Here is a 26,199-nt window from a genome sequence, read left to right as displayed (position 1 = left end):
GGCAGGGTGGGGGGCGGGAGCGAGACACCGGCGTCGTCGGCGGTGAGCGACCACTGATGTGATCTGTACCACGATGACAGATGCACCCTTGGGCAGTCAAAGTGTTCGCCGGTCGAAACATCGACAACGGAAGGTTCCGCGACGATGCCGGAGGCGTCCGAACAGGCCCGCGCCGTGCTCGCGGGCGTGCACGCGTTCGCGCACGGCATCGACCGCTACCGGCTGGCCGTCGGGACCCGCCTCGGGCTCGGCGTCCCCGAGGTGGTCACGCTCGCGCACCTCGCGGTGACCGGGGCGGTCCGGGCCGGTGAGGTGGCCGAGCGCACCGGGCTCAGCCAGGGCAGCGTGACGGCGCTGGTCGACCGGCTGGAGCGGCGCGGGTTCGTCGCGCGGGTGCGCCCGCCGGAGAACCGGCGGGTCGTGCTGGTCGAGCTGACCGCCGCCGGGCACGAGGTGACCGACGGGCTGCTGGCCGCGATGCTGCCGACCATGGCGGCGACGGCGGCCGCGCCGGACCTGCCGGATCCGGCGGAGCTCGCGCACGGCCTGCACCGGGTCGCCGACATGCTGGTCGAGCTGGCGGACCGGGAACCGGCCCGGGTCACTCCCGCGGGGTGAGCCGGGCGTTCGGCAGCTCGGGGGCGGGCAGCGTCGAGTCCCAGGCGTCCGGGAACGCGCCGAACCGGCCGGCCGCGGATCCGCCGCTGCTGCGCTCCCGCTGCCACTGCTCGCGGAAGGCGGCGATCTCGTCGTGCGAGGACCCGATGAAGTTCCACCACATGACGATCTGCTCGCTGAGCGGCTCACCGCCGAGCAGCAGCACCCGGGTGCCCGCGCCGCCGGTGGCCCGGATGTCGATGCCGGACGCCCCCGGCGGCAGGTAGACCAGCTCGCCCGGCGCGGCGGCGGTGCCGCACACGTCCGCCGAGCCGGTGTCGACGAGCACCCCGTGCTCGAACGACGGCGTCACCGGGACCGACAGCCGCCCGTCCGCGGGGAGCACCACCTCGGCGCCGAGCAGCGGGGAGAACGTCTCCACCGGTGAGGTCCGCCCGGCCAGCGAGCCCAGCAGCACCCGCAGCGTGGCGTCGCCGTGGGCGAACTGCGGCGGGACGTGGTGCCGGAACCCCGGGGCGGTCTCCCGGTGCGCGACCGGGAGAGCCAGCCAGAGCTGTACCCCGTGCAGCGTCCGGGTGTCCGGGGTGGAGTACTCGGAGTGCGCGATGCCCGATCCGGCCGTCATCAGGTTCAGCTCGCCGGGCCGCACGAGTGCGTGCGCGCCGGTGGTGTCGCGGTGCTCGATCTCGCCCTCGAACAGCCAGGACACCGTCTGCAGCCCGGTGTGCGGGTGCCCGGGCACGGCCATCCCGCCGGTCGAGGGCACCGGATCGGGCCCGTAGTGGTCGATGAAGCACCAGGCGCCGATCAGCGACCGGGCCCGGCGCGGGAGGGTGCGGCGCACGGTCATCGCCCGCGGCCCGCCGAGCGGCACCTCCCGCGGCGTCACCAGCTCGGCCCGGGCGGAGCCGCCGTCGCAGACGAGCTCCTGCGGTGCGGCCTCGACGTTGCTCATCGCTGTGCTCCCGCGGGGCGGTCGGGTACCGGATGGCGGGACAGTACCGAGACCCGGTTGAACGCGTTGATCGTGATCGCGGCCCAGATCAGCACCGAGGTCTCGTCGTCGTCGAGCCCGGCCCTGGCCTTGGCGTACGCCTCCTCGTCCAGGTGCGGGCCGGCGGTCAGGGTGACCGCCTCGGCGATCTCCAGCGCGGCGCGCTCGCGGTCGTCGAAGAGCCGGCTGTCCCGCCAGGCCGGCAGCAGCGCGATCCGCTGCGGGGTGACCCCGGCGGCCACCGCGGCCCGCCAGTGCACGTCCAGGCAGAACTCACAGCCGTTGATCTGGGAGACCCGGACGTTGAGCAGCTCCAGCAGCGCCCGGCCGATCCCGGTGGCGTCGGCCGCCTCCCGGACGGTGCGCGAGACCTGCTTCATCGCGCTGAACACCTCGGGGGTCTGCTTGTCGACCAGCACCCGGCCGCTCATCGCAGGGCCTGCTCGACGGTCTGGATCGCGGCGGGGGTGACCGGGTCGAGGACGTCAGCGAACCCGTCGTGCGAGCCCACCCAGCGCCGCACGTAGGGGCACATCGGGACGATCCGCTTCCCGGCCGCGCGGGTGTCGGTGAGCGCCGCGCGGACCAGCGTCCCGGCGAGGCCGCGCCCGCCGAAGGCGTCCTCGATCTCGGTGTGGTGGAAGATCCGCCGGTCGCCGTCCTCGACGTAGGCCGCGAACCCGGCCCGGACGCCGTCCACGGTGATCACGTAGCGGTGCTGCTCCGGTTCGTTCGCGACGACCGGGTCCTGGTTCTCCGACATGCCCCCGACAACCACCGTGGTGGCCGCGATGTTCCGGGCGCGGCCGGTCAGGCGGTGGTGCGGCGCCGGTCCAGCGCGACCTGCACCCGGTAGCCGGTCCAGGCGAGCACGGCCAGCACGACGACCGCGGCGATGCTCTCCAGCGGCGTCGCCGGTGCCTGAAGGCCGGCCAGGAACGCCGGCCCGGCGGAGATCGCGCCGCGCACGATCAGCGCGGCGCCGCCGAGCGCGGTCGCGATCCGCAGCACGACGCCCCGGGCCCGGGCCATCGCGAGCCCGGCGACCAGCGCCGCCGCCGCGACCACGACGAGGGTGAGCGTGCGGGACAGCCCGCCGCCGGAGGGCAGCGCGGCCAGCAGCCCGAGCACGGCGGCGCCGCCGGCGAGCCCGCCGACGACGAACACCGCGGCGCCGGCCGCGAACCGGACGAGCGCGATCGCCCCGGCGGCGCCCGCGACGCCGACCAGCACGGTGACCGCGACCGGCCCGCCGAGCGCGGCGGCGAGCCCACCGGCCAGGCCGAACCCGGCGGCGCCCGCGGCCAGCAGGATCGAGCGGGCGCCGCCGAAGCACAGCACCAGCCCGGCGAGGATGAGCAGCAGGCCGCCGCCGGAGCCGCCGGGTGCGAGATCGGCCGGTGGGGTGGCGAGCGCGACGGACGTGAGGTGCACCGGGCTCACCCGCCCAGCAGGCGGGACTTCTGGACCGCGAACTCGTCCTCGGTCAGCAGGCCCGCGGTGCGCAGCTCGCCGAGCTTGAGGAGCTGGGCGTGCAGGTCGTCGACCGACGGCGCTGCGGCCTGCGGCGCTGCGGCCTGTGCTGCCGGGGCCTGCGGTGCGGCCTGCGGTGCCGGGGCCTGGTGCGTCGCCGCGGCCTGCTGGGCCGCGGCGGCGTGCCGGGCGGCCCGGCGGTCGTGCTGGGCCTCGGCGACCCGCCCGGACACCGCCGATGCCGTCCCGGCCACGACCGCGGTCCGGGCCATCGTGCCGAGCAGCCCCGGGCCGCGGCGGCCCCGCCCACGGGCGAACCTCATCGGGCCGCCTCCGCCGTCTCGGGGGTGTCCAGGGCGGCCAGCGCTCGCTGCACCTGCTCCACCGGGATCCGGTCGTGCGCGATCAGCCGGCCGGACGCGGCCCGGACGGCGCCGGCGAACCGGCTCGCCCACAGGCTCTCCCAGACCAGGACCAGCGTGGTGCTGCCCGGCGTGAGCTCGGCGGCGATGCCGTCCAGGTCGTCGGACAGCAGCTCCAGGACGTCGCCGTCGACGGCGTCGAAGTCGACACCCGCCTCGGTCAGCTCCGCGCCGCGGACGGCGCCACCGGCGTCCTTGTGCACGACGGCCGCGTCCAGCAGCCGCACCGTTCCGGCGTCGACGAGCTCCGCCAGCGGCCCGACGACCGCGGGGGCCAGCCGGTCGCCGTCGAACTCGATGGCGACCCACTCGACGGGCCCGAGCGGGCCCACCACCGGATCGCCGGGACCTGCACCCGTCATGGACACGTTCCTCCTCCGGCGTGCGGATGATCCACCGCGATCGCCGGGAGCGACGCTAGTGCGGCGGCGGAGCGCCCGGACAGGGCTGAACGGCCCTGACGCGCAGGGCGCCGGGGGCGCCGCAGTACCCTCCGTCGATGACGGTCCGGGACAGGGCGCCGCGGCTGCTGCGGCGACGCGGGGACTCCGAGGTCGCGCCGATCGAGCTGTTCTTCGACCTGGTCTACGTGTTCGCGATCATCCAGGTCTCGCACACCCTGCTCTACCACCTCACCCCGCGCGGGGCGGTCGAGACGGCGCTGCTGTTCGCGGCGGTGTGGTGGCTGTGGAACTACTCGGCCTGGGCGATGAACTACCTCGATCCGGCGCGGACGTCGGTCCGGCTGCTGAACGCGCTGCTGATGCTGGCCGCGCTCGGGATGGCGCTGGCGCTGCCGACCGCCTTCGGTGACGGCGGTCTGCTCTTCGCCGCCTGCTACGCCACGGCGCAGATCGGGCGCCCGCTGTTCGTCTGGATCACCATGCGCGGCCACGTGCTCTCCCGCAACTACCGGAACCTGCTGGTGTGGAGCTCGGTCGCGGGGGCGCTGTTCCTGGTCGGCGCGCTGCTGCCGCCGACCGCCCGGCTGGTCGTCTGGGGGCTCGCGGTGGCGGTCGACCTGGTCGGGCCGCTGGTCGAGTTCCGGGTGCCCGGCCTCGGCTCGACGCCGATGCGGAGCTGGCCGGTCGACGTCGAGCACCTCGCCGAGCGCAACCGGCTGGTCTTCATCATCGCCCTCGGCGAGTCCATCCTGATCATGGGTTTCACGCTGTCGGAGCTGGAGCCGATCACCCCGTACACGGTGCTCATCGCGGTGCTCGGGTTCACCGGCCTGGTCGCGCTGTGGTGGTCCTACTTCGCGGTGGCCGGGCACGACGCGCCGGCCGGCCGCGGCGACGGCAGCACCCGCGCCGCCCGGTCGGCGTTCGCCTACGCGCACGGCCTGATGGTCGGCGGCGCGGTGCTCTTCGCGGTCGCGATCGACCTGCACCTCACGCACCCGCAGAGCGGTCCGGCGCTGGTGCTCGTCTCGGTCGGCGGGCCGCTGCTCTACCTGGCGGGCAACGCGATCTACCTGCACAGCCGGACGGGCACGGCCGGCCGCAGCCGCTACGTCGCGGCCGGGATCCTGGTCGTCGCGGCGGTGCCGGCGCTGCTGCTCGGCGAGGCGCTCCCGGCGATCGTGACCGGGCTGGTGGTGCTGGCCGTGCTGATCGGGCTGGCCGTCGTCACCCAGCTGGCGCGACGGACGCCCGCCTACTGAGCGTCCCGCAGCGCGTTCTCCACGACCTCCGACAACGCCGGGTGGATCCAGTACTGCACGTCCGCGGTCCGCTGCGCGGTGAGTCCGAGGGCCATCGCCTGGACCAGCTGCTGGATCAGGGTGGCCGCCTGCGGGCCGAGCACGTGCGCCCCGAGCAGCGACCCGTCCGGCGCGGTGATCACCTTGCAGAAGCCGCGGCGCTCCTCCAGCGCCCAGCCGTAGGCGACGTCGGCGTACTCGTGCAACCCGATCCGGTGCGCCAGGCCCTCGTCGCGGCACTGCTGCCCGGTCCGGCCGACCATCCCCACCTGCGGGTTCGCGAACACCGCCGCCGGCACCGGATCGTGGTCGACGGCGCGCAGGTCGTCGGGATGCGCGAGATTGTGCGCGACGACCTGCGCCTCGTGGTTGGCGACGTGCTTGAGCGGGTGCGGGGTGCTGATGTCGCCGAGCGCCCAGACACCCTCGGCGGTGGTGCGGCCGTGCCGGTCGATGCGGACCCGGCCGTCGTCGTGGGTGGCGACGCCGCCGCCCGGGAGATCCATCCGGTCGCCGTTCGGGGTGCGGCCGGCCGCCACCAGGAGCCGGTCGGCGTGCACCTGGGTGCCGTCGTCGAGATGCAGGGTGACCCCGCCCGGGCCGCCGGTCACCCGCTCCACCGACCGTCCGGTGCGGACGTCGAACCGCTCCCGGGCGGCCGCGGTGAACCGCTCCGCCACCGTCTCGTCCATCCCGCCGAGCAGGGTGTCGGCGACCTCGACGATCGTCACCTCGCAGCCGAGGCCACCGAAGACGTGCGCGAGCTCGGCCGCGATGTAGCCGCCGCCGAGCACGGCGAGCCGCCGGGGCAGCTCCTCGATCCGCATGATCGTGTCCGAGGTGTCGAACGGGACGCCGGACTCCGCGACCGGCGGTGGCACCGACGGCCGGCCACCGGTGGCGAGCACGATGCGGTCGGCGGTGAACGCGGTCCTGCCACCGTCGGCGAGCTCGACGGTCATCGCCCGCGGCCCGGTGAACCGGGCGTGCCCGATGTGCACGGTGCCGTGCTCGCTGCGGTACTCGCGGCCGTCGTCGCCGATCGGGTCGAGACGGCCGTACACCCGGTCCACGATGTCGCGCCACCGCACACCGTCGATCCGGGCATCCACCCCGAAACGGGACGCCGTGCGCACCGACTCGGCGACCTCGGCGGTGTGGGCGAGCATCTTCGTCGGGATGCAGCCGACGTTCAGGCAGGTGCCGCCGAACCGGGTCGCCTCGACGTGCACCACGTCGAGACCGGCGAACCGCTCGTCGACGATCGTGTTCCCGGAGCCGGTGCCGACGACGGCGAGATCGTGATGGGTCACGATCGGAGCCTAGGAAGTGCTGCCGGACCCCGCCCGTCGAACGCGGTTGACCTCGACCCGGGTTCAGCATCCAGGCTCGTGCCATGAGCACCGATGCGAGCGTCCGCTGGGCCTACCTCTTCGAGCACCCCGGGGCCGACCCGGAACGGGACCGGATGGTCCTCGACTCCGGCGGGGTGCGGTCGCTCCTCGTCGCCGTGCCCGGCACCGCGGCGGCGCCCGCGGTGGCCGCCGCGCTGGTCCGCGACGAGGGCGTGGGCCTGATCGAGCTGTGCGGCGGCTTCGGCAGCGCCGACGTCGCCGCCGTCACCGCCGCGGTGGGGGATGCCGCGAGCGGGGTCGCCGGTCAGGTCGCCGTCGGGCACGTCGTGTTCGGGGTCGACCAGGTCCTCGCCGCGGCCGCCTACGCCGCGGCCGCCTCCGCGACACCCTGAGCACCCCGCCCCGCACCCGGACAGCCGCTGTTCCGCCGGCACGACCGGGTTCGCACCGGACCCGCGCACCCTCCCGCGCACGCGGCACGGGGCGGGCGACCCGCACCCGGGCGGAGCGGGAGCCGATCTCCGATCTGCGTCGATCCATGGGTGGCAATGACGCTGATGCGTCCCTATCATCCTCGCGGTACCGCAGCCCCGGTTTCGGCGATCGGCGCTGCGGACATGTCGCCGAGCACCGGGAGATCCCACGTGAAGAGCCGATCCGTTCCCCGCACCGTCGGTGCCGCACTGGCCGCGACCGCGCTGGCCGTGCTGGCCGGCTGCGGCGGGGGAGACACCGGCGGGGAGCAGCCCCCGGCGAGCGGGGAGGCCGCGGGCGGCACGCTGACGGTGTTCGCGGCCGCCTCGCTGACCGGCACCTTCGAGGACCTGGAGCAGCGGTTCGAGGCGGCGAACCCGGGGACCGACGTGGTGTTCAACTTCGCCGGGTCCTCCGCGCTGGCCCAGCAGATCAACCAGGGCGCCCCGGCCGACGTCTTCGCCTCGGCGGACCAGAACAACATGACCAAGGTGACCGACGGCGACAACGCCGAGGGCGAGCCGGTGGTCTTCGCGACGAACACCCTGCAGATCGCGGTCGCCCCGCAGAACCCGAAGGCGGTGGCGTCGCTGCAGGACCTGGTGAACCCGGACCTGCGCACGGTGGTGTGCGCGCCGCAGGTGCCGTGCGGCTCGGCCACCGAGAAGGTGGAGCAGGCCGCCGGCGTCGACATCCCGGCGGTGTCCGAGGAGCAGGACGTGAAGTCGGTGCTGCAGAAGGTCACCACCGGCAACGCCGACGCCGGGCTGGTCTACCGGACCGACGTCGCCGCCTCGGGCGGCCAGGCCCAGGGCGTCGACTTCGAGCAGGCGGCGCAGGCGGTGAACGAGTACCCGATCGTGGTGCTGCGCGACGCGCCGAACCAGGCCCTCGCCCAGCAGTGGGTGGACTTCGTGAACGGCGACGAGGGACGCCAGGTGCTGGAGGCCGCCGGGTTCGGCGCTCCCTGAGCCGGGCTCAGGGCCGCCAGCGGCGCACCAGGTCGGCGGCGGTCACGATCCCGCGGATGCGGCCGCCGGTCTCGACCAGCACCGCGTCCCGCCCGCGGGCCGCCATCACCCGCGCGGCCTCGGAGAGCCGGGACGTGCCGGGCAGCAGCAGCGCGGGGCCGTGCACGTCGGCGACCCGCAGCACGGTCCAGCCGAGCGGGCTGCGCTGGGCGGCGATGCCGCGCAGCAGGTCCGCCTCGGTGGCCATGCCGCGGCAGCGGCCGCCGGCGAGCACCGGGAGGTGATGGACGTCCTGGGCGAGCATGGCCTCCAGCGCGGTCCGCACCGGGGTGTCCGGGGTGACCGCGACCAGCCGGGCCGACATGATCTGCCGCAGCTGCGGGTCCGGCCGCTCGTCGAGCGTCTCCGGTGGCGCGGCGAGCCGGACCGGCTCGTCGGCGGCGCTCACGACACACCCCCGGCGACCTCGGCGGGGGCGCCGTGGTCCTGGCGGGTCAACCGCCTGCGGAACACCCAGAACGTCCACGCCTGGTAGCCGATCACGATCGGGGTGAAGATCCCCGCGACCCAGGTCATGATCGTCAGCGTGTACGGGGTGGACGCCGCGTTCACCACGGTCAGCGAGTGGGCGGGATCGATGGTGGACGGCAGGACGTCCGGGTACAGCGACCCGAACAGGGTCACCGCGACGGCGACGATCGCCACCGTCGTCGCCGTGAACGACCAGCCCTCCCGGCCGCGGGCGACCAGCACGGTCGCCAGGACCAGGCTGAGCGCGGCGCCCGCGACCGGGGCGAGCGCCCACAGCGGTGCGCCGTCGAGCAGCGTCCACACCAGGAACACCCCGCCGGCCGGGACGGCGAGCAGCCCGGCCGTCACCGCGACGGCGGCGGACCGCTCGCGCACCGGCCCGTCCGTCTTCAGCGCCAGGAACGCCGCGCCGTGCAGCGCGAACACCAGCACCAGGGTCACCCCGCCGAGCAGCGCGTAGGGGTTGAGCAGGGTGAGCAGGGTCCCGGTGAACTCGTGGTCGGCGTCCAGCGGGACACCGTGCACGATGTTCGACAACGCGACGCCGACCAGCAGCGCCGCGACCAGCGACGACCCGGTCAGGATCCGGTCCAGTACCGGCGCCCAGCGCGGCTCCTTGGACCGGTACTCCAGGGGATGCCGCGCAGGATCAGCGCCACGAGCAGCAGCAGGAACGCCAGGTAGAACCCGGAGAACAGGCTCGCGTACCACTCGGGGAACGCCGCGAACGTCGCGCCGCCCGCGACCAGCAGCCACACCTCGTTGCCGTCCCAGACCGGGCCGATCGTGCCGAGCGCGACCTGCCGGTCGTGCTCGTCGCGGGCCACCGCGGGCAGCAGCATCCCGACCCCGAAGTCGAAGCCCTCCAGGCACAGGTAGCCGGTCCACAGGAACGCGATCAGGACGAACCACACGTCGACGAGTTCCACGCCGTCCTCCTCAGTAGCTCGGTACGGGATCGGCGACGGACGCCGGTTCGCCGGCGGTGGCCCCGCCCGGTGGCGGCGGGCCCGCCTTCACCGCCCGGATCAGCAGCACCACCTCGACCACCGCGAGCACCCCGTAGAGCAGGGTGAACACGATCAGCGAGGTCAGCACCGACGCCCACCCGACCGACGGGGACACCCCGTCCGCGGTCTGCAGCACGCCGAACACCACCCACGGCTGGCGGCCCATCTCGGTGAAGATCCAGCCCGCCGAGTTCGCCGCGAACGGGGTGACCAGCCCGAGCAGCGCGACGGTGCCGAACCAGGCGGGGAAGCGGCCCGCCCGGCGCCGGGTCAGCCAGAGCCCGATCACCGACACCAGCGCGGCGAGCAGCCCGAACCCGATCATCAGCCGGAACATCCAGTACGTCATCGCGATGTCCGGGGTGTAGAGGCCGGGCCCGAAGACGGCCACCGCCTGCGCCTGCAGCTGATTGATGCCCTCGACCCGGCCGTCCCAGGTGCCGGTCGCCAGGAACGACAGCAGCCGCGGGACGCGCAGGCTCCACAGCTCCTGGGTGCCGTCCGGGGTGCCGATCGTGAAGATCGAGAACGACGCCGGCGCGACGGTGTCCCAGAGCGCCTCGGCGGCGGCCATCTTCATCGGCTGCTGCTGGGTCATCAGGCGGGCCTGGATGTCGCCGGTGAGGATGACGCCGAGGCTCGCGACCAGCACCGTCCACAGGCCCAGCCGGATCGAGGGCCGGAAGACCTCCGGGTACCGGCTCCGGGCCAGGTTCCAGGCGCTGATCGCGACCAGGAACATGCCGGCCGTGACGAAGCAGGCGGTGATCGTGTGGCCGAACGCGGCGACCGCCGTCGAGTTGGTGAGCAGAGCACCGAAGTCGTTCAGCTCGGCCCGCCCGGTGGCCCGGTTGACCGCGTACCCGACCGGGTGCTGCATCCACGAGTTCGCGGCCAGGATGAAGTACGCCGACAGGATCGTGCCGATCGCGGCCAGCCAGATGCAGGCCAGGTGCACCCGCTTCGACAGCCGGTCCCACCCGAAGATCCAGAGTCCGAGGAAGGTGGACTCCAGGAAGAAGGCCAGCAGCCCCTCGACCGCCAGCGGCGCCCCGAAGACGTCGCCGACGAACCGGCTGTAGTCGCTCCAGTTCATCCCGAACTGGAACTCCTGGACGATCCCGGTGACGACGCCCATCGCGAAGTTGATCAGGAACAGCTTGCCCCAGAACTTCGTCATCCGCAGCCAGCGGTCGTCACCGGTCGCGACCCACACCGTCTGCATGCTCGCGACGAGCACGGACAGGCCGATCGTGAGCGGCACGAACAGGAAGTGGTAGACGGTGGTGACGGCGAACTGCCACCGCGCCAGGTCGAGATTCATCCGATCTCAGCGCCCCTCCGAGCCGATGAGTGGCCCGGTCGTCCGGGCCGTCGGCTCCGAGCCTCGCCGCCGCGGGGGCGGGGCGGACCGGGCGGAGGACCGGCCGTGCGGCGTCGGTGGTCCGGCCGGGACCGGGACGTTCGGCCCACCCCGGCCGGTCCCCGGCACCGCGCGGGACCGGTCCGGGCCCACCCCCACGTGGGCCCGGACCGGCGTTCAGAGGGCGTCGACGACCTTCTCGGGCGCCCGCCGCGGCGTCGCGGGCACCGGGACGCCGTGCCCCAGCCGCAGGACGACCTGCGGGGGACGGGTTCCGCCGAACAGCCGCCGGGCCTGTTCGCGGATGTCGGGGACCTCGACGAGCTGGGACAGGAACGACGCGGACAGGCCCGCGACGGTGGCCGTCAGCAGCACCCGCTGCAGCGCCTCCCCGGCGCGCAGCTCCTCGCGCGGCCCGTCGGTGTGCACGCTCAGCACCGCGATCAGCGGATCGGACTCGAAGGCGGCCGGGGCCGGGCGCGGATGCGCGTCGCCGCCGAAGTCGCGCACCACCCACGGCTGGTTCGGCGGCGGGCAGGGGCCGCCCGCGGAGGCGGGGACGCCGTCGTCGCGGGCCGGGGACCGCCCGGTCCAGGCGGCCAGCTCGGCGGTGAAGGCGGCGTCCGCCTGCTGCAGCAGGTGCGCCTCGCGGGCCAGCTTGCCCAGCTCGGCCAGCTGCATCGGGTCGGTGACCAGCTGCAGCCACGCGCCTTCCTCGAAGGCGGCGCGGCGCAGCGCGGACCGGGCCGGATCGGGCACCGCGGTGTCCCGGAACGGCCGCCGGTTGGTGCGCCGCCGCGGCACCGCCTCCAGCAGGTTGCGCTGCTCGGGGGTGGCGCGCACGATGCCGCCGTGCCGGACGACCGCGACCAGGTCCGGTCGGCCGGGCTGCGGGTAGCGGCTGACCAGCGGCCGGATCCCGGAGCCGATCAGCGCCAGCCGCAGCGTGAACAGCGCCCCGCCGCAGCCGATCCGCAGCTCCCGGCCGGTCGGGTCGGCGACCGGCAGCAGCCGCTGCGGGTCGGCGCGCAGCTCGATCCGGTCGGGCAGCAGCCGGAACCGCCACGGCTGGCTGTTGTGCAGCGACGGCGCGCGGGTGGCGAGCCGGACCACCGCTGCGGTCGTCTCCTCGTCCAGCCCGAGCGCGCCGGTGACCGCCCCGGAGTGACAGGTCGCGTCCATGCGGTCCCCCTCTGCGGGCGGTGCCTGGGTCCCGCCCGGTCGACGGGCCGATGGTGGCCCGGCCCGGGCCGGCCGGTCAGGTGCGAAGGTCCCGTCGTGCCCGGGACCGCGGGCCCACCCGCCGGTGGGTAACCGCCGGGAACGCTTGTGCGAGTACACCTGGGGTGCCAGGTTCGGCGCCGGGAGCGGAAACGAGGTGGGCGGTATGGGGGATCCGGCGTCGGGCGAACTCGCCCGGATGCTGTCCGGTCTGCGGCTCGACCAGCTCATCGGCGAGGTGCAGGACCGGCTCGGCCAGATCGCGACCGCGCGGTGGCGGATGCAGAAGCTGCTCGACGCCGTGCTGGGCGTCGCGGCCGGGCTGGAGCTCGACGCGACCCTGGAGCGGATCGTGCAGTCCGCCGTCGACCTGGTCGACGCCCGCTACGGCGCGCTCGGCGTGCTCGCCCCGGACGGCTCGATCGCCCGCTTCATCGACGTCGGACTGGACGCCGGTACCCGCGCCGCGCTGGGCCGCCCGCCGGAGGGCAAGGGCCTGCTCGGGCAGCTGATCGAGGACCCCCGGCCGCTGCGTCTGGCCGATCTGTCGGCGCACCCGTCGTCGGTCGGCTTCCCGCCGAACCACCCGCCGATGCGCAGCTTCCTCGGCGTCCCGATCCGGGTCCGGGAGGCCGTCTACGGCAACATCTACCTCACCGAGAAGGTCGGTGCGGCCGAGTTCACCGCCGATGACGAGCTGATCCTGCAGGCGCTCGCCGCCGCCGCCGGGATCGCCGTGCAGAACGCCGACCTGTTCGAGCAGGGGCTGCTCCGCCAGCAGTGGCTGGAGGCGTCCGCCGAGATCCGCGGCGAGGTGCTGGCCGGGACCGGTGAGGCCGACTCGCTGGCCCTGGTGGCCCGCCGCTGCCTGGAGCTGTCCCGGGCCAGCGGCACGCTGATCGCGCTCGGCCCGGACCAGGACCGCGAGTTCCGCGAGGGCGCCACCGCGGGCCGGCCGTGGCCGTCCGGCGGGCTCGGCGGGACTCTGCTGCGCGACGTCGTCGAGGGCCTGCAGCCGGTGCTGGCGCAGAGCCCGCGGGCGTTCATGAACGCCCCCGCGCACGACGACCGGGCCGGCGGCGGCCCCACCGTCGCGGTCCCGATGAGGGCGGTCGAGCGGGTGATCGGCGTTCTGATCGCGCAGCGCGAGCCGGGCGACCCGCCGTTCCGGCCGTCCGAGGTGCCGCTGCTGGTGTCGTTCGCCGACCAGGCGGCGCTGGCCCTGGAGCTGGGGGAGAAGAACCGGGCGCAGCAGCAGCTGGCGGTGCTCGCCGATCGCGACCGGATCGCCCGCGACCTGCACGACCACGTGATCCAGCGGCTGTTCGCGGTCGGCCTGAAGCTGCAGGGGACGCTGCGCCGCACCACCGACGCCGACGTGCGCGAGCGGGTCGAGCAGACCGTCGACGAGCTGGACCGGACCGTCCGCGAGATCCGGACGACGATCTTCGACCTGCACACCGCCGATCACGGCACCGGCGGGCTGCGCCGCGCGCTGCTCGACACCGTCGCCGAGGTCACCTCGGAGTCCGGGATCGCGACCTCGGTGCACACCACCGGGCCGGTCGACACGCTCGTCCCGCCGACCGTCGCGGCCCATCTGCTGGCGGTCGTCCGGGAGGCCGCGACGAACGCCGTGCGGCACTCCGGGGCGAACACGCTGTCGGTCATCGTCGCGGCCGGCCGGGACCTGAGCGCCGAGATCTCCGACGACGGCTGCGGCCTCGGCGACACCGAGCGGCGCAGCGGGCTGCGCAATCTCGCCGATCGCGCCGCCCAGCTGGGCGGGGAGTGCACGCTCGACTCCCCGGCCACCGGGACCCGGGTGCTCTGGACCGTCCCGCTGCCGTGACGCCCTCGGCTCAGCGCCGGGCGCGGCGCCGCTCGACGGCGTACACGGCGGCCTCGGTGCGCCGCGAGTAGCCGAGCTTGTGCAGCACCGAGGAGACGTAGTTCTTGACGGTCTTCTCGGCCAGGTGGAGCTCGTCGCCGATCCGGCGGTTGGTCAGGCCGTCCGCGATGAGCTCCAGGATCCGCTGCTCCTGCGGGCTCAGCGCGTCGTAGCGGGGATCGGCGTCGGCGTCGACGCCGCGGCGCAGCCGGTCCAGCACCGCGGCGGTCGCCTTCGGGTCGAGCAGCGAGCCGCCCGCGGCGACCGTGCGGACCGCACCGACCAGGTCCACCCCGGCGACCTGCTTGAGCAGGTAGCCCGAGGCGCCGGCCATGATCGCGCCGAACAGCGCCTCGTCGTCGGCGTAGGAGGTCAGCATCAGGCAGGCCGGCGGTGGGGTGACCGTGGACCGGATGTCCCGGCAGACGCTCACGCCGTCGCCGTCGGGCAGCCGGACGTCGAGGATCGCGACGTCCGGTCGCAGCGCCGGCAGCCGGGCCGCGGCCTGTGCCGCCGTCGCGGCCTCGCCGACGACCTCGATGTCGTCCTCCAGTTCGAGCAGCTGGGCCAGCCCACGCCGGACGATCTCGTGGTCGTCGAGCAGGAACACCGAGATCGTCACAGTCGCCTCCGGGTCGCGGGCCGGTCGAGAGCGACGGTAGTGGCAGGCGGCCGACTCCCGCAGCGACCGATCGGCCCCGGACGGGTGGGTCGATGGTCCGTGTCGGCCGTCACCCGCCGGGCTACTCGCCGCGCAGCAGCACGTCCCCCAGCCGGCGCCGCGGGGTGGCGGGCAGCTCCCGGCCGTCCGGGGCGCGACCGACCCGGATGATCAGCTGCGGGTGCTCGGTGGTGCGCAGCGCCCGGGTGGCCAGCCCGGACCGGGTGCGGACGGTCTCCAGGATCCGGGACAGCGGGCAGGTCGCCAGTCCGGCCCTGGTCGCGGCGAGCAGCACGATCCCGAGCGCCTCACCGGCGGCCAGCCGCGCCGGGTCGTCGTCGGCCGGGGTGCTCAGCGCGAGGATCGTCGCCCGGTCGGTGACCAGCGGCGGCACCGGCAGCGATCCCGCGGGGAACCGGACACCGATCTCCGGCTCGCGCGGCCACGGCACCCCCGCCGGCACCGAGCCGGTGCGCACGCCGTCCCGGGAGTCCGCGTAGCGGTGTGTCCACACCAGCAGCTCGGCGGCGTGCCCGGGCCGCGCCCGCAGCTCCCGGGCGGCCTCCTGCTCCAGCTCGACGAGATGGTTGCGGGCCACCGGATCGGTGACCGTGTGCAGGGTGACGCCGTAGCGGGCGGCGCGGGCGCCGAGCGCGGCCCGGGTGTGGTCGGCGAGCCCGCCGTCGCGGAACGGCCTGCGGTCGGTCCGGCGGCGCCGGATCGCCGGGGCGAGCTGCGCGTCGTTGCGGTCCGCCGCGGTCGGCGGCCGGCCGGTGAACCGGACGGTCGCCAGATGGTCGCGGTCGTCGTCCGGGAACCGCTCGGTCCGGTGCCCGATCCCGGACGCGGCCAGCGCGACGTGCAGGGTGGCCAGCGCCGCCCCGCAGCTGACGAGATGGTCGCGCCGGTCCGGGTCGGTGAACGGCAGCCGCCGGTCCGGATCGGCGTACAGCTCGACCCGGTCGGCCGCGATCCGCCACCGCCACGGCTGCGCGTTGTGCACCGACGGCGCGGTCAGCGCGGTCGCGACGGCGTGCCGGACGGTGTCCGGGCGGGGCAGCGCCGGGGCCTCGGCGGCGCTCACCGGGCCACCGCCGTCCCGGCCGCAGCGCCCTGCCCGCCGTCCGGCGCGGGACCGGCCGCCGTCAGCTCGGCGGCGACGGTGGCGGCCCAGGCGCCCCAGCCGTCCGCGCCGGGCGCCTGCACCGGCGCCCGCAGCTCCAGCTCCGGGGCCGGCGCGGGATGCGGGTGCGCCCCGCCCGCGGGTGTGGCGTCGAACATCCACAGCGGCCGGACCCGCAGCACGACGCGGTGCCTGCGCAGGAACCGCCGGGCCGCCGACCGCGCCCACGGCCGGTCCCAGGCACCACCCAGCACGACGGCCCGGACCCCGGCCAGCGACGGCACGTCGGCGGCGGTGGTGATCAGCGGGCGCAACCCGCGCAGGGACAGCTCGTGCCCGATCTCCGCGGCCGCCCGCAGCGTGCGGTGGTCGGCGGAGGTGAGCGCGATCAGGACGGTGCCGTCCTGCGGAATCCGGTCGGTCATGGGGTCCTCCCCTCGGTGGCCCCCCGAGCGTGCCCCCGGCCGGACCGGCCGGGCAGGGCCGTCGGTCACCCGGCTCTCGGACGGAGGACCCGACCCGCCCGCCCGGCGCACCGGCCGTAGGCTTCCGCGGTGGCCCACGAGGACGAACGCATCGCACTGCTGCTCGACTACGAGAACCTGGCGATCGGCGCGCGCGACGGTCTCGGAGTCGTCCCGTTCGACTTCGGGCCGGTCGCCGACGCACTCGCCGAGCGCGGCCGGGTCGTGGTGCGGCGCGCCTACGCCGACTGGTCGTCGTTCGACGAGGACCGGCGCCTGATGGCCCGCGCCCAGGTCGAGCTGATCGAGATCCCGCAGCGGATCGGCGGTTCCCGCAAGAACGCCGCCGACATCAAGCTCGCGGTCGACGCGATCGAGCTCGCCTACGAGCGCGAGTTCGTGACGACCTTCGCGATCGCCACCGGCGACTCCGACTTCACGCCGCTGATGCACAAGCTGCGCGAGCTGGACAAGCGGGTGATCGGGATCGGCGTGCAGTCGTCCACCTCGGCGCTGCTGCCCCCGGCCTGCGACGAGTTCCTGTTCTACGACCGGCTGCCGGGCCTGGAGCCGAGCCGGGAACCGGCCCCGCCGCGCCGCCGCCGCGGCACCCGCCCGCCCGCCGCGAGCACCACGGCACCGGCGCCCGCCCCGGTCGCGCCTGCCGAGCCGCAGCCCGAGCCCGCCCCGTTCGACCTGACCTTCCGGGCCGCGCCCGGCTCACCCGACGCGGAGGAGACCGCGACCACCGGCGCCGAGGAGCGCGACGTCGCCGGGCTCGTCGTGAGCACCCTGGCCGGGCTGTCCCGGCAGGCCGACGGCCCGGTGCTGGCGTCCCGGCTGAAGCGGGCGGTGCTGCGCAAGGACCCCACCTTCGACGAGTCCGACCACGGCTTCCGCGGGTTCGGCGAGCTGCTGCGGCACCTGGAGGGGCAGGGTGCGGTCGCGCTCACCCCCGGTTCCGCGCAGGGCGACCCGGAGGTCGCCGTCCCGGACGACCCGGACGCCGACCAGGACGCGTTCACCCTGCTCGTCGACGTGGTGCGGGACCTGACCGCGGCCGGCGGCCCGCCGCAGCTGTCCGGGCTGAAGGACCAGCTGCGCAAGCGGGTGCCGGACTTCTCCGAGAAGCGCTACGGCTTCGGCAGCTTCCTGTCCTTCGCGAAGGCGGCCCGGGCCCGGGAGCTGATCGGGATGGCCTGGCAGGACGAGACCGGCGACTACGTGCTCAGCCCGCGCTCCTGACACGCGACGAGGGCCCCGCCGTGGCGGGGCCCTCGTCGGGAGCGGGACCGGTCAGCGGCCGGTGGCCCGGCGGGTGCCGCGCTGGAACAGCGTGCCGGCCCGGGAGACCACGGCGCCGGAGACACCGAACGCGGTCGCGACCGCGCCGGCGGCGACCCGGCTGCCGAACCGGATCGGGTTGAGCGGCCGGTAGACCCGCGCGGCGAACTCGTCGAGCTGGGTCGCGGCCCGCTCGCCGCCCTCGTAGAGCCTGCGGGCGAGCTTCGCGCCGGTGTCGTCGATGTCGTCGGAGATCGTCTCGCCGACCCGGGCGGCCCGGTCCGCGGTGCGCACCGCGGTGTCCGCGCCGCGATCGGCCGCGGCCTGCACGGTCGCCGCGGAGCGCTCGGCGGAGGCGTTGACCTCGCCGGCGACCTGACGTCCGGTGCGCGAGGCGTTGCCGGCCAGCTGCCGGCCGGTGGTCCGGGCGGCGTCGGCGGCCGCCTTGCCCGCGTTGCCGGGCGCCTTGCCGTTGCGGGAGACCTTGCGGGCCTCCTTCGCGACGTCCTCGGCGCCCGACCGCGCGGTGTCCGCCGCCTTCGACGCGGCGCTGCGGGTCTCGCCGGCGACCTTCTTCCCGGTCGTCCGGGTGTCGGAGGCGACCTCGTCGGCGGTCCGCGCGGTCGCGGAGGCGGCCTTCGACGCGGTGTCGCGCGCGGCGGTGGCCGTCGCACCCGCGACGGCGCCCGCCGCGGTCCCCGCGGTGCTGCCGGTGCCGTCGGACCCGGAATCCACGGACCGGCGCTCGCGGACCGCGCCGTCGGTGCCGTACACGACGAGGGTGCCGCCGCCGTCGTTGGCGATGATCTCCACCGCCCGGGTGATCGCCTCGGCCTGGGTACCGGCCTTGGCGCTGGGGCGCTGCGCGCCCTGCTTCTCGACGGTCCAGCCGTCGTCGGCCGGCTTCACATGGCGGTCGGCCATGGCGGTGTCCTCCTGTACGTGGAAATCACGGGTGGCGCCGGGTTCCGGCGCTCGTGCTGCCGGTGGATTCCCGGGCCGTCGCGGAGGTAAACGCTGGTCAGCGCCCTGTGCGCAAGGTCTCCCGGCGCCCGTACGCGATCGCGGCGGCGAGCAGGCCCAGCACGACCGGGGTCAGCACCAGCAACCCGCCGTGCAGCACGAACGCCTGGGTGAGGCCGGCGCCGACCATCAGCAGCACCAGCCCGACCGCGGCGGGACCGGCGAACCGCCTGGTCATCAGCCCGATCCCGCCGGCCAGCTCGAGCGCCCCGACGACGTAGCGCAGCCACTGGCCGGCGCCGATCTCCTCGAAGATCAGCACCGCGTACGGGTCGCCGTAGAACTTCGGCACCGCCGAGGCGAACACGAAGAACAGCCCGAGCAGGATCTGCAGCACCCACAGGGCGCGGTGCGCGACGGGGGAGAGGACGGGACGGGCGCTCGGCTGGGTGGACACGGTGGACCTCCGGGATGCGGTCGCCGCGGACCTCCCGCAGCGCTCACCGGAGTGGACCGCCCGGGGCGCCGGGACTCATCGGCCGCGCCGATCACGGCGGCCGGGGCGTCCGGAGGGGATACACCACCGGGAACCGGGATCGCGACCGGAGTCGCGATGCCCGGTGTCCCGATGGTGCCCGGCACCGACAGGGGCTCCCGGTTCTGCAGGTGCCGGTCGCCCGGTTCAACGCACGAGAGCGCCGCGAGTTGTGGGGGGAGTGGCGTCAGTCTCGGATCCGACCGCGAGCGGCGCCGTGCCCGCGGCGGGCGGTGAATCGGTTCCGTTCACGACGGTGCGCGGCGCAATGCCGCGATTGTCGGTAGCGGACGGGCGACGGACGGGGTGACCTGCGCCATAATCGAATCCATGCGAGATGAACGTTGGCGGGTCGAGGTCGGTCCGGAGAACGCTGCCTGGCTGGCGACCGAGTGCCGCACCGCGCGGCTGGCCCGCGAGTACCGCCCGGTCGACGCGGGCGAGGGGATCGTCGAGTTCAACCGGCTCGCGATGGGCGCGATCCGGGAGCTCGGCGAGGAGGAGGACGGCTACGTCACCGACGACGGCGACGGCCTGCGCATCTGGATCGGCGACGACGCGTTCGAGCTGGAGCGGGTGGACTGAACGCGACGGGGCCCGGCCGTGCGGCCGGGCCCCGTCGAACGTCCGTCCGGTCAGCCGATCTGCCGGTCGGTCGGGTTGATCGGCCGGGGGAGCACGCTCCGCCCGGTGAGGTAGGCGTCCACCCCGGCGGCCGCCGCGCGGCCCTCGGCGATCGCCCACACGATCAGCGACTGCCCGCGGCCGATGTCGCCGGCCACGAACACGCCGTCCGCCGAGGACATGTAGCTGTCGTCGCGGGCGACGTTGCCGCGCTCGTCGAGCTCGACCGCCAGGTCGTCGAGCAGCTTGCCCTTCTCCGGGCCGACGAAGCCCATCGCCAGCAGGACCAGCTGGGCGGGCAGCTCGCGCTCGGTGCCCTCGACCGGCTCGAAGCCGTTGTCGCCGCGCTTGACCTCGCAGATCCGGATGCCGGCGAGCTTGCCGTCGGCGTCCTTCACGAACTCGGTCGTGTTGCACGAGAACAGCCGCTCGCCGCCCTCCTCGTGCGCCGAGGACACCCGGTAGACCGTCGGGTAGGTCGGCCACGGCATGTTCTCGGTGCGGTGCTCCGGCGGGGTCGGCATGATCTCCAGCTGGGTCACCGAGCGCGCGCCCTGGCGGTGCGAGGTGCCCAGGCAGTCGGCGCCGGTGTCGCCGCCGCCGATGATCACGACGTCCTTGCCCTCGGCCGAGATCGGCGGCGCGTCGATGTCGCCCTGCTGCACGTGGTTGGCCCACGGCAGGAACTCCATCGCCTGGTAGACGCCCTCGGCGTCGCGGCCGTCGGCGGGCAGGTCGCGCCACGCGGTGGCCCCGCCGGCGAGCACGACCGCGTCGTACTCGGAGCGCAGCTGCTCGACGGTGATGTCGGTGCCGACGTCGACCGAGGCCCGGAAGTGGGTGCCCTCGGCGACCATCTGCTCCAGCCGCCGGTCCAGGCGGGCCTTCTCCATCTTGAACTCGGGGATGCCGTAGCGCAGCAGCCCGCCGATCCGGTCGGCCCGCTCGAACACGACGACGTCGTGCCCGACCCGGGTGAGCTGCTGGGCGGCGGCCAGCCCGGCCGGCCCGGACCCGACGACGGCGACCTTCTTCCCGGTCTTCGCCGACGGCGCCTGCGGGCTGACCCAGCCCTCGTCCCAGGCCCGGTCGATGATCTCGATCTCGACCTGCTTGATGGTGACGGCGTCGTCGTTGATGGCCAGCACGCAGGCCGCCTCGCAGGGCGCGGGGCACAGCGTCCCGGTGAACTCCGGGAAGTTGTTGGTGGCGTGCAGCCGCTCGATCGCCTCCCGCCAGTCCTTGCGGTGCACCAGGTCGTTCCACTCGGGGATGAGGTTCCCGAGCGGACAGCCCTGGTGGCAGAACGGGATGCCGCAGTTCATGCAGCGGCCCGCCTGCGACTCCAGGCTCTTGCGCGGGAAGTCCTCGTAGACCTCGCGCCAGTCCATCAGCCGCAGGTCCACCGGCCGCCGGGCGGGCGTCCGGCGGGGGGTGGTCATGAAGCCCTTCGGGTCACCCATGAGCAGCCTCCATGATCGCCTCGTTCACGTCGCGCCCCTCGCGCTCGGCGTTCTCCGTCGCGAGCAGCACGCGCTTGTAGTCCTTGGGCATGACCTTGCCGAACCGCTCGACCGCGACGTCCCAGTCGGCGAGCAGCGCCCGCGCGACCTCGGAGCCGGTCTCGGCGTGGTGGCGCTCCACCCGGTCCCGCAGGATCGCCCGGTCGTCGTCACCGAGCGGGTCCAGGTCCACCATCTCCGGGTTGACCCGGTTGCGGTCGACGTCGAGCAGGTAGGCGACGCCGCCGGACATGCCGGCGGCGAAGTTCCGCCCGGTCCGCCCGAGGACGACGACCTGCCCACCGGTCATGTACTCGCAGCCGTGGTCGCCGACGCCCTCGACGACGGCCACCGCGCCCGAGTTCCGGACACAGAACCGCTCGCCGACGACGCCGCGGACGTACATCTCGCCCGAGGTGGCGCCGTAGCCGATCACGTTGCCGGCGATCACGTTCTCCTCGGCGGCGAACGGCGCCGACGGGTCCGGCCGCAGGGTCAGCCGGCCACCGGACAGGCCCTTGCCGAAGTAGTCGTTGGTGTCGCCGACCAGCCGCAGCGTGATCCCCTTCGGCACGAACGCGCCGAAGCTCTGCCCGGCCGAGCCGGTGAACGTGATGTCGATCGTGTCGTCGGGCAGGCCCTTGCCGCCGTGGATCCGGGTCAGCTCGGAGCCGAGCATGGTCCCGACGGTGCGGTTCACGTTGCGGACCGGCAGGTCGAGCCGGACCTGGTCGCCGTTGCGCAGCGCGCCCTCGGCGAGCTGGATGAGCGTGTTGTCCAGCGCCTTGTCCAGGCCGTGGTCCTGCTCGCGGGTGCGCTTGCGCGGCACGTCCTCGCCGTACTCACCGACCTTGAAGATCGGCGACAGGTCCAGGTGCCGGGACTTCCAGTGCTGCGCGGCGGCGTCGACGTCGAGCACGTCGGCCCGGCCGATCGCCTCGTCGATCGAGCGGAAGCCCAGCCGGGCCAGGTACTCCCGCACCTCCTCGGCCACGAACTTCATGAAGTTGACGACGTACTCGGCCTTGCCGTCGAACTTCTTGCGCAGCTCCGGGTTCTGGGTCGCGACGCCGACCGGACAGGTGTCCAGGTGACAGACCCGCATCATGATGCAGCCCGAGACGACCAGCGGGGCGGTGGCGAAACCGAACTCCTCGGCGCCGAGCAGCGCGGCGATCACCACGTCCCGGCCGGTCTTGAGCTGGCCGTCGGCCTGCACGACGATCCGGTCGCGCAGGTTGTTTGCGACCAGCGTCTGCTGGGTCTCGGCCAGGCCGAGCTCCCAGGGGCCGCCGGCGTGCTTGATCGAGGACAGCGGCGAGGCGCCGGTGCCGCCGTCGTGCCCGGAGATCAGCACGACGTCGGAGTGCGCCTTGGACACCCCGGCCGCCACGGTCCCGACGCCGACCTGGGACACCAGCTTCACGTGGATGCGGGCCCGCGGGCTGGCGTTCTTCAGGTCGTGGATGAGCTGCTTGATGTCCTCGATCGAGTAGATGTCGTGGTGCGGCGGCGGCGAGATGAGGCCGACCCCGGGCGTGGAGTACCGGGTGGTCGCGATCCACGGGTAGACCTTGCCGCCGGGCAGCTGGCCGCCCTCGCCGGGCTTGGCGCCCTGCGCGATCTTGATCTGGATGTCGTCCGCGTTGACCAGGTACTCGCTGGTGACGCCGAACCGGCCGGACGCGGCCTGCTTGACCGCGCTGCGCCGGGAGTCGCCGTTCGGGTCCGGGGTGAAGCGGTCCGGGTCCTCGCCGCCCTCGCCGGTGTTCGAGCGACCGCCGATCCGGTTCATCGCGATCGCCAGGGTCTCGTGCATCTCCTGGGAGATGGAGCCGTAGGAGATCGCGCCGGTGGCGAAGCGGGTGAGGATGGACTCCACCGGCTCCACCTCCTCGATCGGCACCGGCGGGCGCAGGCCCTCCTTGAAGGTGAACAGGCCGCGCAGCGTCATCAGCCGCTTCGCCTGGTCGTCGACGGCCCGGGTGTACTCCTTGAAGACGTCGTAGCGCCCGGACCGGGTGGAGTGCTGCAGCTTGAACACCGTCTGCGGGTTGAACAGGTGCAGCTCGCCCTCGCGGCGCCACTGGTACTCGCCGCCGACCGGCAGCGCCCGGTGCGAGGCGCGGACGTCGTCGGCCGGGAAGGCGCGGCGGTGGTGGGCCAGCACCTCCTCGGCGAGCACGTCGAAGCCGACGCCACCGAGCCGGGAGGTGGTCCCGGTGAAGGCCGAGTCCACGACGTCCTGGCCGAGCCCGACGGCCTCGAAGATCTGCGCGCCGGTGTAGGACGCGACGGTCGAGACGCCCATCTTCGACATGGTCTTGCGGACGCCCTTGCCGAGCGCCTTGACCAGGTTCTTGGCCGCGGTGCGCCCGTCCACGCCGGGGATGTCGCCGCGCTCGGCGAGGTCCTCGACGGTGGCCATCGCCAGGTACGGGTTCACCGCGGAGGCGCCGTAGCCGAGCAGCAGCGCGATGTGGTGCACCTCGCGGGCGTCCGCCGACTCGACGATCAGCCCGACCCGGGTGCGCGAGCGCTCCCGGACCAGGTGGTGGTGCACCGCGCCGGTGAGCAGCAGCGACGGGATGGCGGCGTGCTCGGCGTCGACGCCGCGCTGGGAGAGCACGATCAGCCGGGCGCCGCCGTCGATCGCGCGGGAGACCTCCTGCTTGATCTCGGCGAGCCGGGACAGCATGCCCTTGCCGCCGTCGCGGGCCAGGAAGATCCCGGGGACGACGTGCGAGGCGAACCCGGGGAACTCCTTGTCGTCGTTGATGTGCACGACCTTGGCGAGGTCGTCGTTGGTGAGCACCGGGAACGGCACGACGATCGTCCGGCAGTGCGCCGGCGTGGCGTCGAGCAGGTTCTGCTCCGGGCCCAGCTGGCTGAACAGCGAGGTGACGAGCTCCTCGCGGATCGCGTCCAGCGGCGGGTTGGTGACCTGCGCGAACAGCTGGATGAAGTAGTCGTAGAGCTGACGCGGGCGCTCGGAGATGGCGGCCAGCGGCGCGTCGTTGCCCATCGAGCCGATCGGCTCGGCGCCGGACACGGCCATCGGGCGGAGCAGCAGGTTCAGCTCCTCCTCGGTGTACCCGGCGGCCTGCTGGCGCAGCGTCAGCGCCTCGTGCGACGGGATCTCCCGCTTGCGGACGGGGAGCTCGTCGAGCCGGATCAGGCCGGCGTGCAGCCACTCCGCGTACGGGTGCTCGGCGGCGAGCTCGCCCTTGATCTCGTCGTCGTCGACGATCGTGCCGCGCTCGGTGTCGATGAGGAACATCCGGCCCGGCTCCAGGCGGCCCTTGCGGACCACCTTGTCCGGCTCGACGTCCAGCACGCCGACCTCGGAGGCGAGCACGACCAGCCCGTCCTCGGTGACCCAGTAGCGGGCCGGGCGCAGGCCGTTGCGGTCGAGCACGGCGCCGATCTGGGTGCCGTCGGTGAAGGCGACCAGCGCCGGGCCGTCCCACGGCTCCATCAGGGTGGAGTGGTACTCGTAGAACGCCCGCCGCTCGGGCGACATCTCGGTGTTGTGCTCCCAGGCCTCCGGGATCATCATCAGCACCGCGTGCGGCAGGCTGCGCCCGCCCAGGTGGAGCAGCTCCAGGACCTCGTCGAAGGTGGCCGAGTCCGACGCGTCCGGGGTGACGATCGGGGTCAGCCGGGAGAGGTCCCCGGGCAGCTTCGCGGACTCCAGCAGCGCCTCGCGGGCGGCCATCCAGTTCCGGTTGCCGCGCAGCGTGTTGATCTCACCGTTGTGCGCGACGTAGCGGAACGGGTGCGCCAGCGGCCAGGCCGGGAACGTGTTCGTGGAGAACCGCGAGTGCACGATCGCCAGCGCCGAGGTCACCCGCTCGTCGGTCAGGTCCGGGTAGAACGCGGCGACCTGCGGCTCGGCGAGCATGCCCTTGTAGATGATGGTGCGCGGGGACAGCGACGCGAAGTAGGTGTCGTGCGCGTGCTCCACCCGCTTGCGCAGGCAGAACGCGCGCCGCTCCAGGTCGATCCCGGTCGGCGCGCTCTCCGGGGAGTCGCCGGTCAGCTCGGCGCCGCCGACGAACAGCTGCTTGAACGTGGGCATCGCGGCGAGCGCGGTCGGGCCCAGGTCGGCGGCGTCGGGGTCGGTCGGCAGCTCGCGCCAGCCCAGGACCGTGAGGTTCTCCTCGGCGGCCAGCGCGTCCACCGCGGCGACCGCGGCGTCGGCCCGCTCCGGATCCTGCGGGAGCATCGCGATGCCGACCGCGTAGGCGCCCTCGGGGGGCAGCTCGAAGTCGGTGACCTCGCGGTAGAACCCGTCGGGGACCTGGATCAGGATCCCTGCGCCGTCACCGGTGTTGTGCTCGGAACCGCGCGCACCACGATGCTCCAGGCGCAGAAGTGCCTCGATGGCCTTCTGCACGATGGCGTGGTCGCGCTTGCCGGTGACGTCGGCCAACATGGCCACACCGCAGGCGTCGTGCTCGTGATCGGCGGCATACAGACCACCGGGCGAGGGGCGACGCGTCTGGTCACTGATCGCGGCCAACTGCTCCTCCTGTCGTCTCGGTGCACCTCTGCCACCCGCATCGGACGACCCGGGAACCGGCAGCTCGCTGCGGTCCGAAAGGGTTTCCAGAATACAGCGAGCACCCGGGATGGGGCGTACGATGCGGACCGTTCGGGTGCACCGTGCCATCGGGCGGGGCGACCGGCGGAGATTCCTCCTCCGGGCACGCCTAGCGGCCGGGCGCTGACTTTCAGTACCCGGCCAACTCCCTGCGGCACGGTTCGACCGCACACCCCGGCGAGTGCGGTCTGGCGAGTGCACAGAGTCGCACGCCGCTACCCGAGCGCGCTACTGATGATCGGCCGTCGGCCCCGTGATGTGGATCGCTGGCCATTCGAGCAGGCAGACGTTGCCGTCCCGTGTCCGGACGGTGAGCGAGGCGTGACCAGCGGCCGGGAGCAGCCTCTCGCCCGTTGAGATCGCCGACCGTGGTCGAACCGTTACAGGACCGCCGCTGCGCGGCGCGGGC

At 74.2% G+C, this 26,199-nt stretch carries 24 protein-coding genes and 1 pseudogene; 7 read left to right on the top strand and 18 right to left on the bottom strand.

Going from position 1 to position 26,199, the window contains the following annotated elements:
- Positions 1-144 precede the first annotated feature (144 nt).
- A complete protein-coding gene (locus ACVJO7_RS11350) occupies positions 145-618 on the top strand; it encodes a MarR family winged helix-turn-helix transcriptional regulator (protein WP_358484044.1) in 474 nt (157 codons plus the stop codon).
- Here ACVJO7_RS11350 and ACVJO7_RS11345 read toward each other — a convergent pair.
- The 6 genes from ACVJO7_RS11345 to ACVJO7_RS11320 are packed head-to-tail and all read right to left on the bottom strand — an operon-like array spanning position 602 to position 3,869.
- A complete protein-coding gene (locus ACVJO7_RS11345; protein ID WP_491672826.1) occupies positions 602-1,573 on the bottom strand; it encodes a pirin family protein in 972 nt (323 codons plus the stop codon). The genes ACVJO7_RS11350 and ACVJO7_RS11345 overlap by 17 nt on opposite strands.
- Complete coding sequence (locus ACVJO7_RS11340) at positions 1,570-2,043, bottom strand: carboxymuconolactone decarboxylase family protein (protein ID WP_491672825.1); 474 nt, start codon at positions 2,041-2,043, stop codon at positions 1,570-1,572. Before ACVJO7_RS11340 ends, ACVJO7_RS11345 begins: the two co-directional genes overlap by 4 nt.
- The gene (locus ACVJO7_RS11335) at positions 2,040-2,375 is read right to left on the bottom strand and encodes a GNAT family N-acetyltransferase (protein WP_491672824.1); all 336 of its coding nucleotides are present in this window, start codon (positions 2,373-2,375) and stop codon (positions 2,040-2,042) included. Before ACVJO7_RS11335 ends, ACVJO7_RS11340 begins: the two co-directional genes overlap by 4 nt.
- 47 nt (positions 2,376-2,422) lie before the next feature.
- The gene (locus ACVJO7_RS11330) at positions 2,423-3,046 is read right to left on the bottom strand and encodes a hypothetical protein (protein ID WP_491672823.1); all 624 of its coding nucleotides are present in this window, start codon (positions 3,044-3,046) and stop codon (positions 2,423-2,425) included.
- Between the two features lie 5 nt (positions 3,047-3,051).
- Positions 3,052-3,408 carry an SHOCT domain-containing protein gene (locus ACVJO7_RS11325; RefSeq protein WP_491672822.1) on the bottom strand — a complete coding sequence of 119 codons (357 nt, stop codon included), beginning with the start codon at positions 3,406-3,408 and terminating at the stop codon, positions 3,052-3,054.
- Positions 3,405-3,869 (bottom strand): DUF6325 family protein, encoded by a 465-nt coding sequence (locus ACVJO7_RS11320; RefSeq protein ID WP_491672821.1) that lies wholly within the window; start codon positions 3,867-3,869, stop codon positions 3,405-3,407. The genes ACVJO7_RS11325 and ACVJO7_RS11320 overlap by 4 nt, the downstream gene beginning before the upstream one ends.
- A gap of 137 nt (positions 3,870-4,006) precedes the next feature.
- Between ACVJO7_RS11320 and ACVJO7_RS11315 the strand changes: the two genes are divergently transcribed.
- On the top strand, positions 4,007-5,173 hold the full coding sequence (locus tag ACVJO7_RS11315; RefSeq protein WP_491672820.1) for a low temperature requirement protein A: 1,167 nt from the start codon (positions 4,007-4,009) through the stop codon (positions 5,171-5,173).
- Here ACVJO7_RS11315 and ACVJO7_RS11310 read toward each other — a convergent pair.
- A complete protein-coding gene (locus tag ACVJO7_RS11310; RefSeq protein WP_491672819.1) occupies positions 5,167-6,525 on the bottom strand; it encodes a mycothione reductase in 1,359 nt (452 codons plus the stop codon). The two genes, ACVJO7_RS11315 and ACVJO7_RS11310, sit on opposite strands and share 7 nt — an antisense overlap.
- An 83-nt stretch (positions 6,526-6,608) precedes the next feature.
- Between ACVJO7_RS11310 and ACVJO7_RS11305 the strand changes: the two genes are divergently transcribed.
- Together ACVJO7_RS11305 and modA are read left to right on the top strand one after the other, a co-directional pair.
- The gene (locus ACVJO7_RS11305; protein ID WP_491672818.1) at positions 6,609-6,959 is read left to right on the top strand and encodes a DUF6506 family protein; all 351 of its coding nucleotides are present in this window, start codon (positions 6,609-6,611) and stop codon (positions 6,957-6,959) included.
- A gap of 252 nt (positions 6,960-7,211) precedes the next feature.
- Entirely contained in the window at positions 7,212-8,012 is an 801-nt protein-coding gene (modA, locus tag ACVJO7_RS11300) for a molybdate ABC transporter substrate-binding protein (protein ID WP_491672817.1), read from the top strand.
- A gap of 7 nt (positions 8,013-8,019) precedes the next feature.
- Here the strand turns inward: modA and ACVJO7_RS11295 are convergent, their stop codons facing one another.
- The 4 genes and pseudogenes from ACVJO7_RS11295 to ACVJO7_RS11280 form a co-directional block, all read right to left on the bottom strand.
- Entirely contained in the window at positions 8,020-8,460 is a 441-nt protein-coding gene (locus ACVJO7_RS11295; RefSeq protein WP_344020672.1) for a CBS domain-containing protein, read from the bottom strand.
- Positions 8,457-9,472, bottom strand: a pseudogene (gene cydB / locus ACVJO7_RS11290) (cytochrome d ubiquinol oxidase subunit II). Before cydB ends, ACVJO7_RS11295 begins: the two are co-directional and overlap by 4 nt.
- A 10-nt stretch (positions 9,473-9,482) precedes the next feature.
- Complete coding sequence (locus ACVJO7_RS11285; RefSeq protein ID WP_491672816.1) at positions 9,483-10,877, bottom strand: cytochrome ubiquinol oxidase subunit I; 1,395 nt, start codon at positions 10,875-10,877, stop codon at positions 9,483-9,485.
- A 216-nt stretch (positions 10,878-11,093) separates the two neighbouring features.
- Positions 11,094-12,098, bottom strand: coding sequence for an Acg family FMN-binding oxidoreductase (locus tag ACVJO7_RS11280; protein WP_491672815.1), 1,005 nt, complete (start codon positions 12,096-12,098; stop codon positions 11,094-11,096).
- 205 nt (positions 12,099-12,303) lie between these two features.
- Here ACVJO7_RS11280 and ACVJO7_RS11275 point away from each other — a divergent pair, with 205 nt between their 5' ends.
- Positions 12,304-13,989, top strand: coding sequence for a sensor histidine kinase (locus ACVJO7_RS11275; RefSeq protein ID WP_491672814.1), 1,686 nt, complete (start codon positions 12,304-12,306; stop codon positions 13,987-13,989).
- A gap of 10 nt (positions 13,990-13,999) precedes the next feature.
- Here the strand turns inward: ACVJO7_RS11275 and ACVJO7_RS11270 are convergent, their stop codons facing one another.
- From ACVJO7_RS11270 to ACVJO7_RS11260, 3 genes are all read right to left on the bottom strand, one after another.
- Positions 14,000-14,650, bottom strand: coding sequence for a response regulator (locus ACVJO7_RS11270; RefSeq protein ID WP_344020662.1), 651 nt, complete (start codon positions 14,648-14,650; stop codon positions 14,000-14,002).
- A gap of 121 nt (positions 14,651-14,771) precedes the next feature.
- Complete coding sequence (locus tag ACVJO7_RS11265) at positions 14,772-15,773, bottom strand: Acg family FMN-binding oxidoreductase (protein WP_491672813.1); 1,002 nt, start codon at positions 15,771-15,773, stop codon at positions 14,772-14,774.
- Positions 15,770-16,237: a hypothetical protein gene (locus ACVJO7_RS11260; RefSeq protein WP_491672812.1), complete on the bottom strand. Its 468-nt coding sequence runs from the start codon at positions 16,235-16,237 to the stop codon at positions 15,770-15,772. Before ACVJO7_RS11260 ends, ACVJO7_RS11265 begins: the two co-directional genes overlap by 4 nt.
- A gap of 129 nt (positions 16,238-16,366) precedes the next feature.
- Here ACVJO7_RS11260 and ACVJO7_RS11255 point away from each other — a divergent pair, with 129 nt between their 5' ends.
- Positions 16,367-17,521, top strand: a complete 1,155-nt coding sequence (locus ACVJO7_RS11255) for a PIN domain-containing protein (protein ID WP_491672811.1) — start codon at positions 16,367-16,369, stop codon at positions 17,519-17,521.
- Between the two features lie 51 nt (positions 17,522-17,572).
- On the opposite strand, the gene ACVJO7_RS11250 is transcribed toward ACVJO7_RS11255, so the two are convergent.
- A complete protein-coding gene (locus ACVJO7_RS11250) occupies positions 17,573-18,484 on the bottom strand; it encodes a DUF2188 domain-containing protein (RefSeq protein WP_491672810.1) in 912 nt (303 codons plus the stop codon).
- A 97-nt stretch (positions 18,485-18,581) separates the two neighbouring features.
- The gene (locus ACVJO7_RS11245) at positions 18,582-18,980 is read right to left on the bottom strand and encodes a DoxX family protein (protein ID WP_344020652.1); all 399 of its coding nucleotides are present in this window, start codon (positions 18,978-18,980) and stop codon (positions 18,582-18,584) included.
- Positions 18,981-19,388: 408 nt separating this feature from the next.
- Between ACVJO7_RS11245 and ACVJO7_RS11240 the strand changes: the two genes are divergently transcribed.
- Positions 19,389-19,643: a hypothetical protein gene (locus tag ACVJO7_RS11240; protein WP_344020650.1), complete on the top strand. Its 255-nt coding sequence runs from the start codon at positions 19,389-19,391 to the stop codon at positions 19,641-19,643.
- A gap of 50 nt (positions 19,644-19,693) precedes the next feature.
- Here ACVJO7_RS11240 and ACVJO7_RS11235 read toward each other — a convergent pair whose 3' ends face one another.
- Both ACVJO7_RS11235 and gltB read right to left on the bottom strand, forming a co-directional pair.
- Positions 19,694-21,145, bottom strand: a complete 1,452-nt coding sequence (locus ACVJO7_RS11235) for a glutamate synthase subunit beta (RefSeq protein ID WP_491672809.1) — start codon at positions 21,143-21,145, stop codon at positions 19,694-19,696.
- Entirely contained in the window at positions 21,138-25,622 is a 4,485-nt protein-coding gene (gene gltB / locus ACVJO7_RS11230) for a glutamate synthase large subunit (RefSeq protein ID WP_491672984.1), read from the bottom strand. Before gltB ends, ACVJO7_RS11235 begins: the two co-directional genes overlap by 8 nt.
- Positions 25,623-26,199 lie beyond the last annotated feature (577 nt).

Source organism: Pseudonocardia sp. DxW, assembly GCF_058448985.1.
This window is presented reverse-complemented; position numbering and strand designations above follow the sequence as displayed.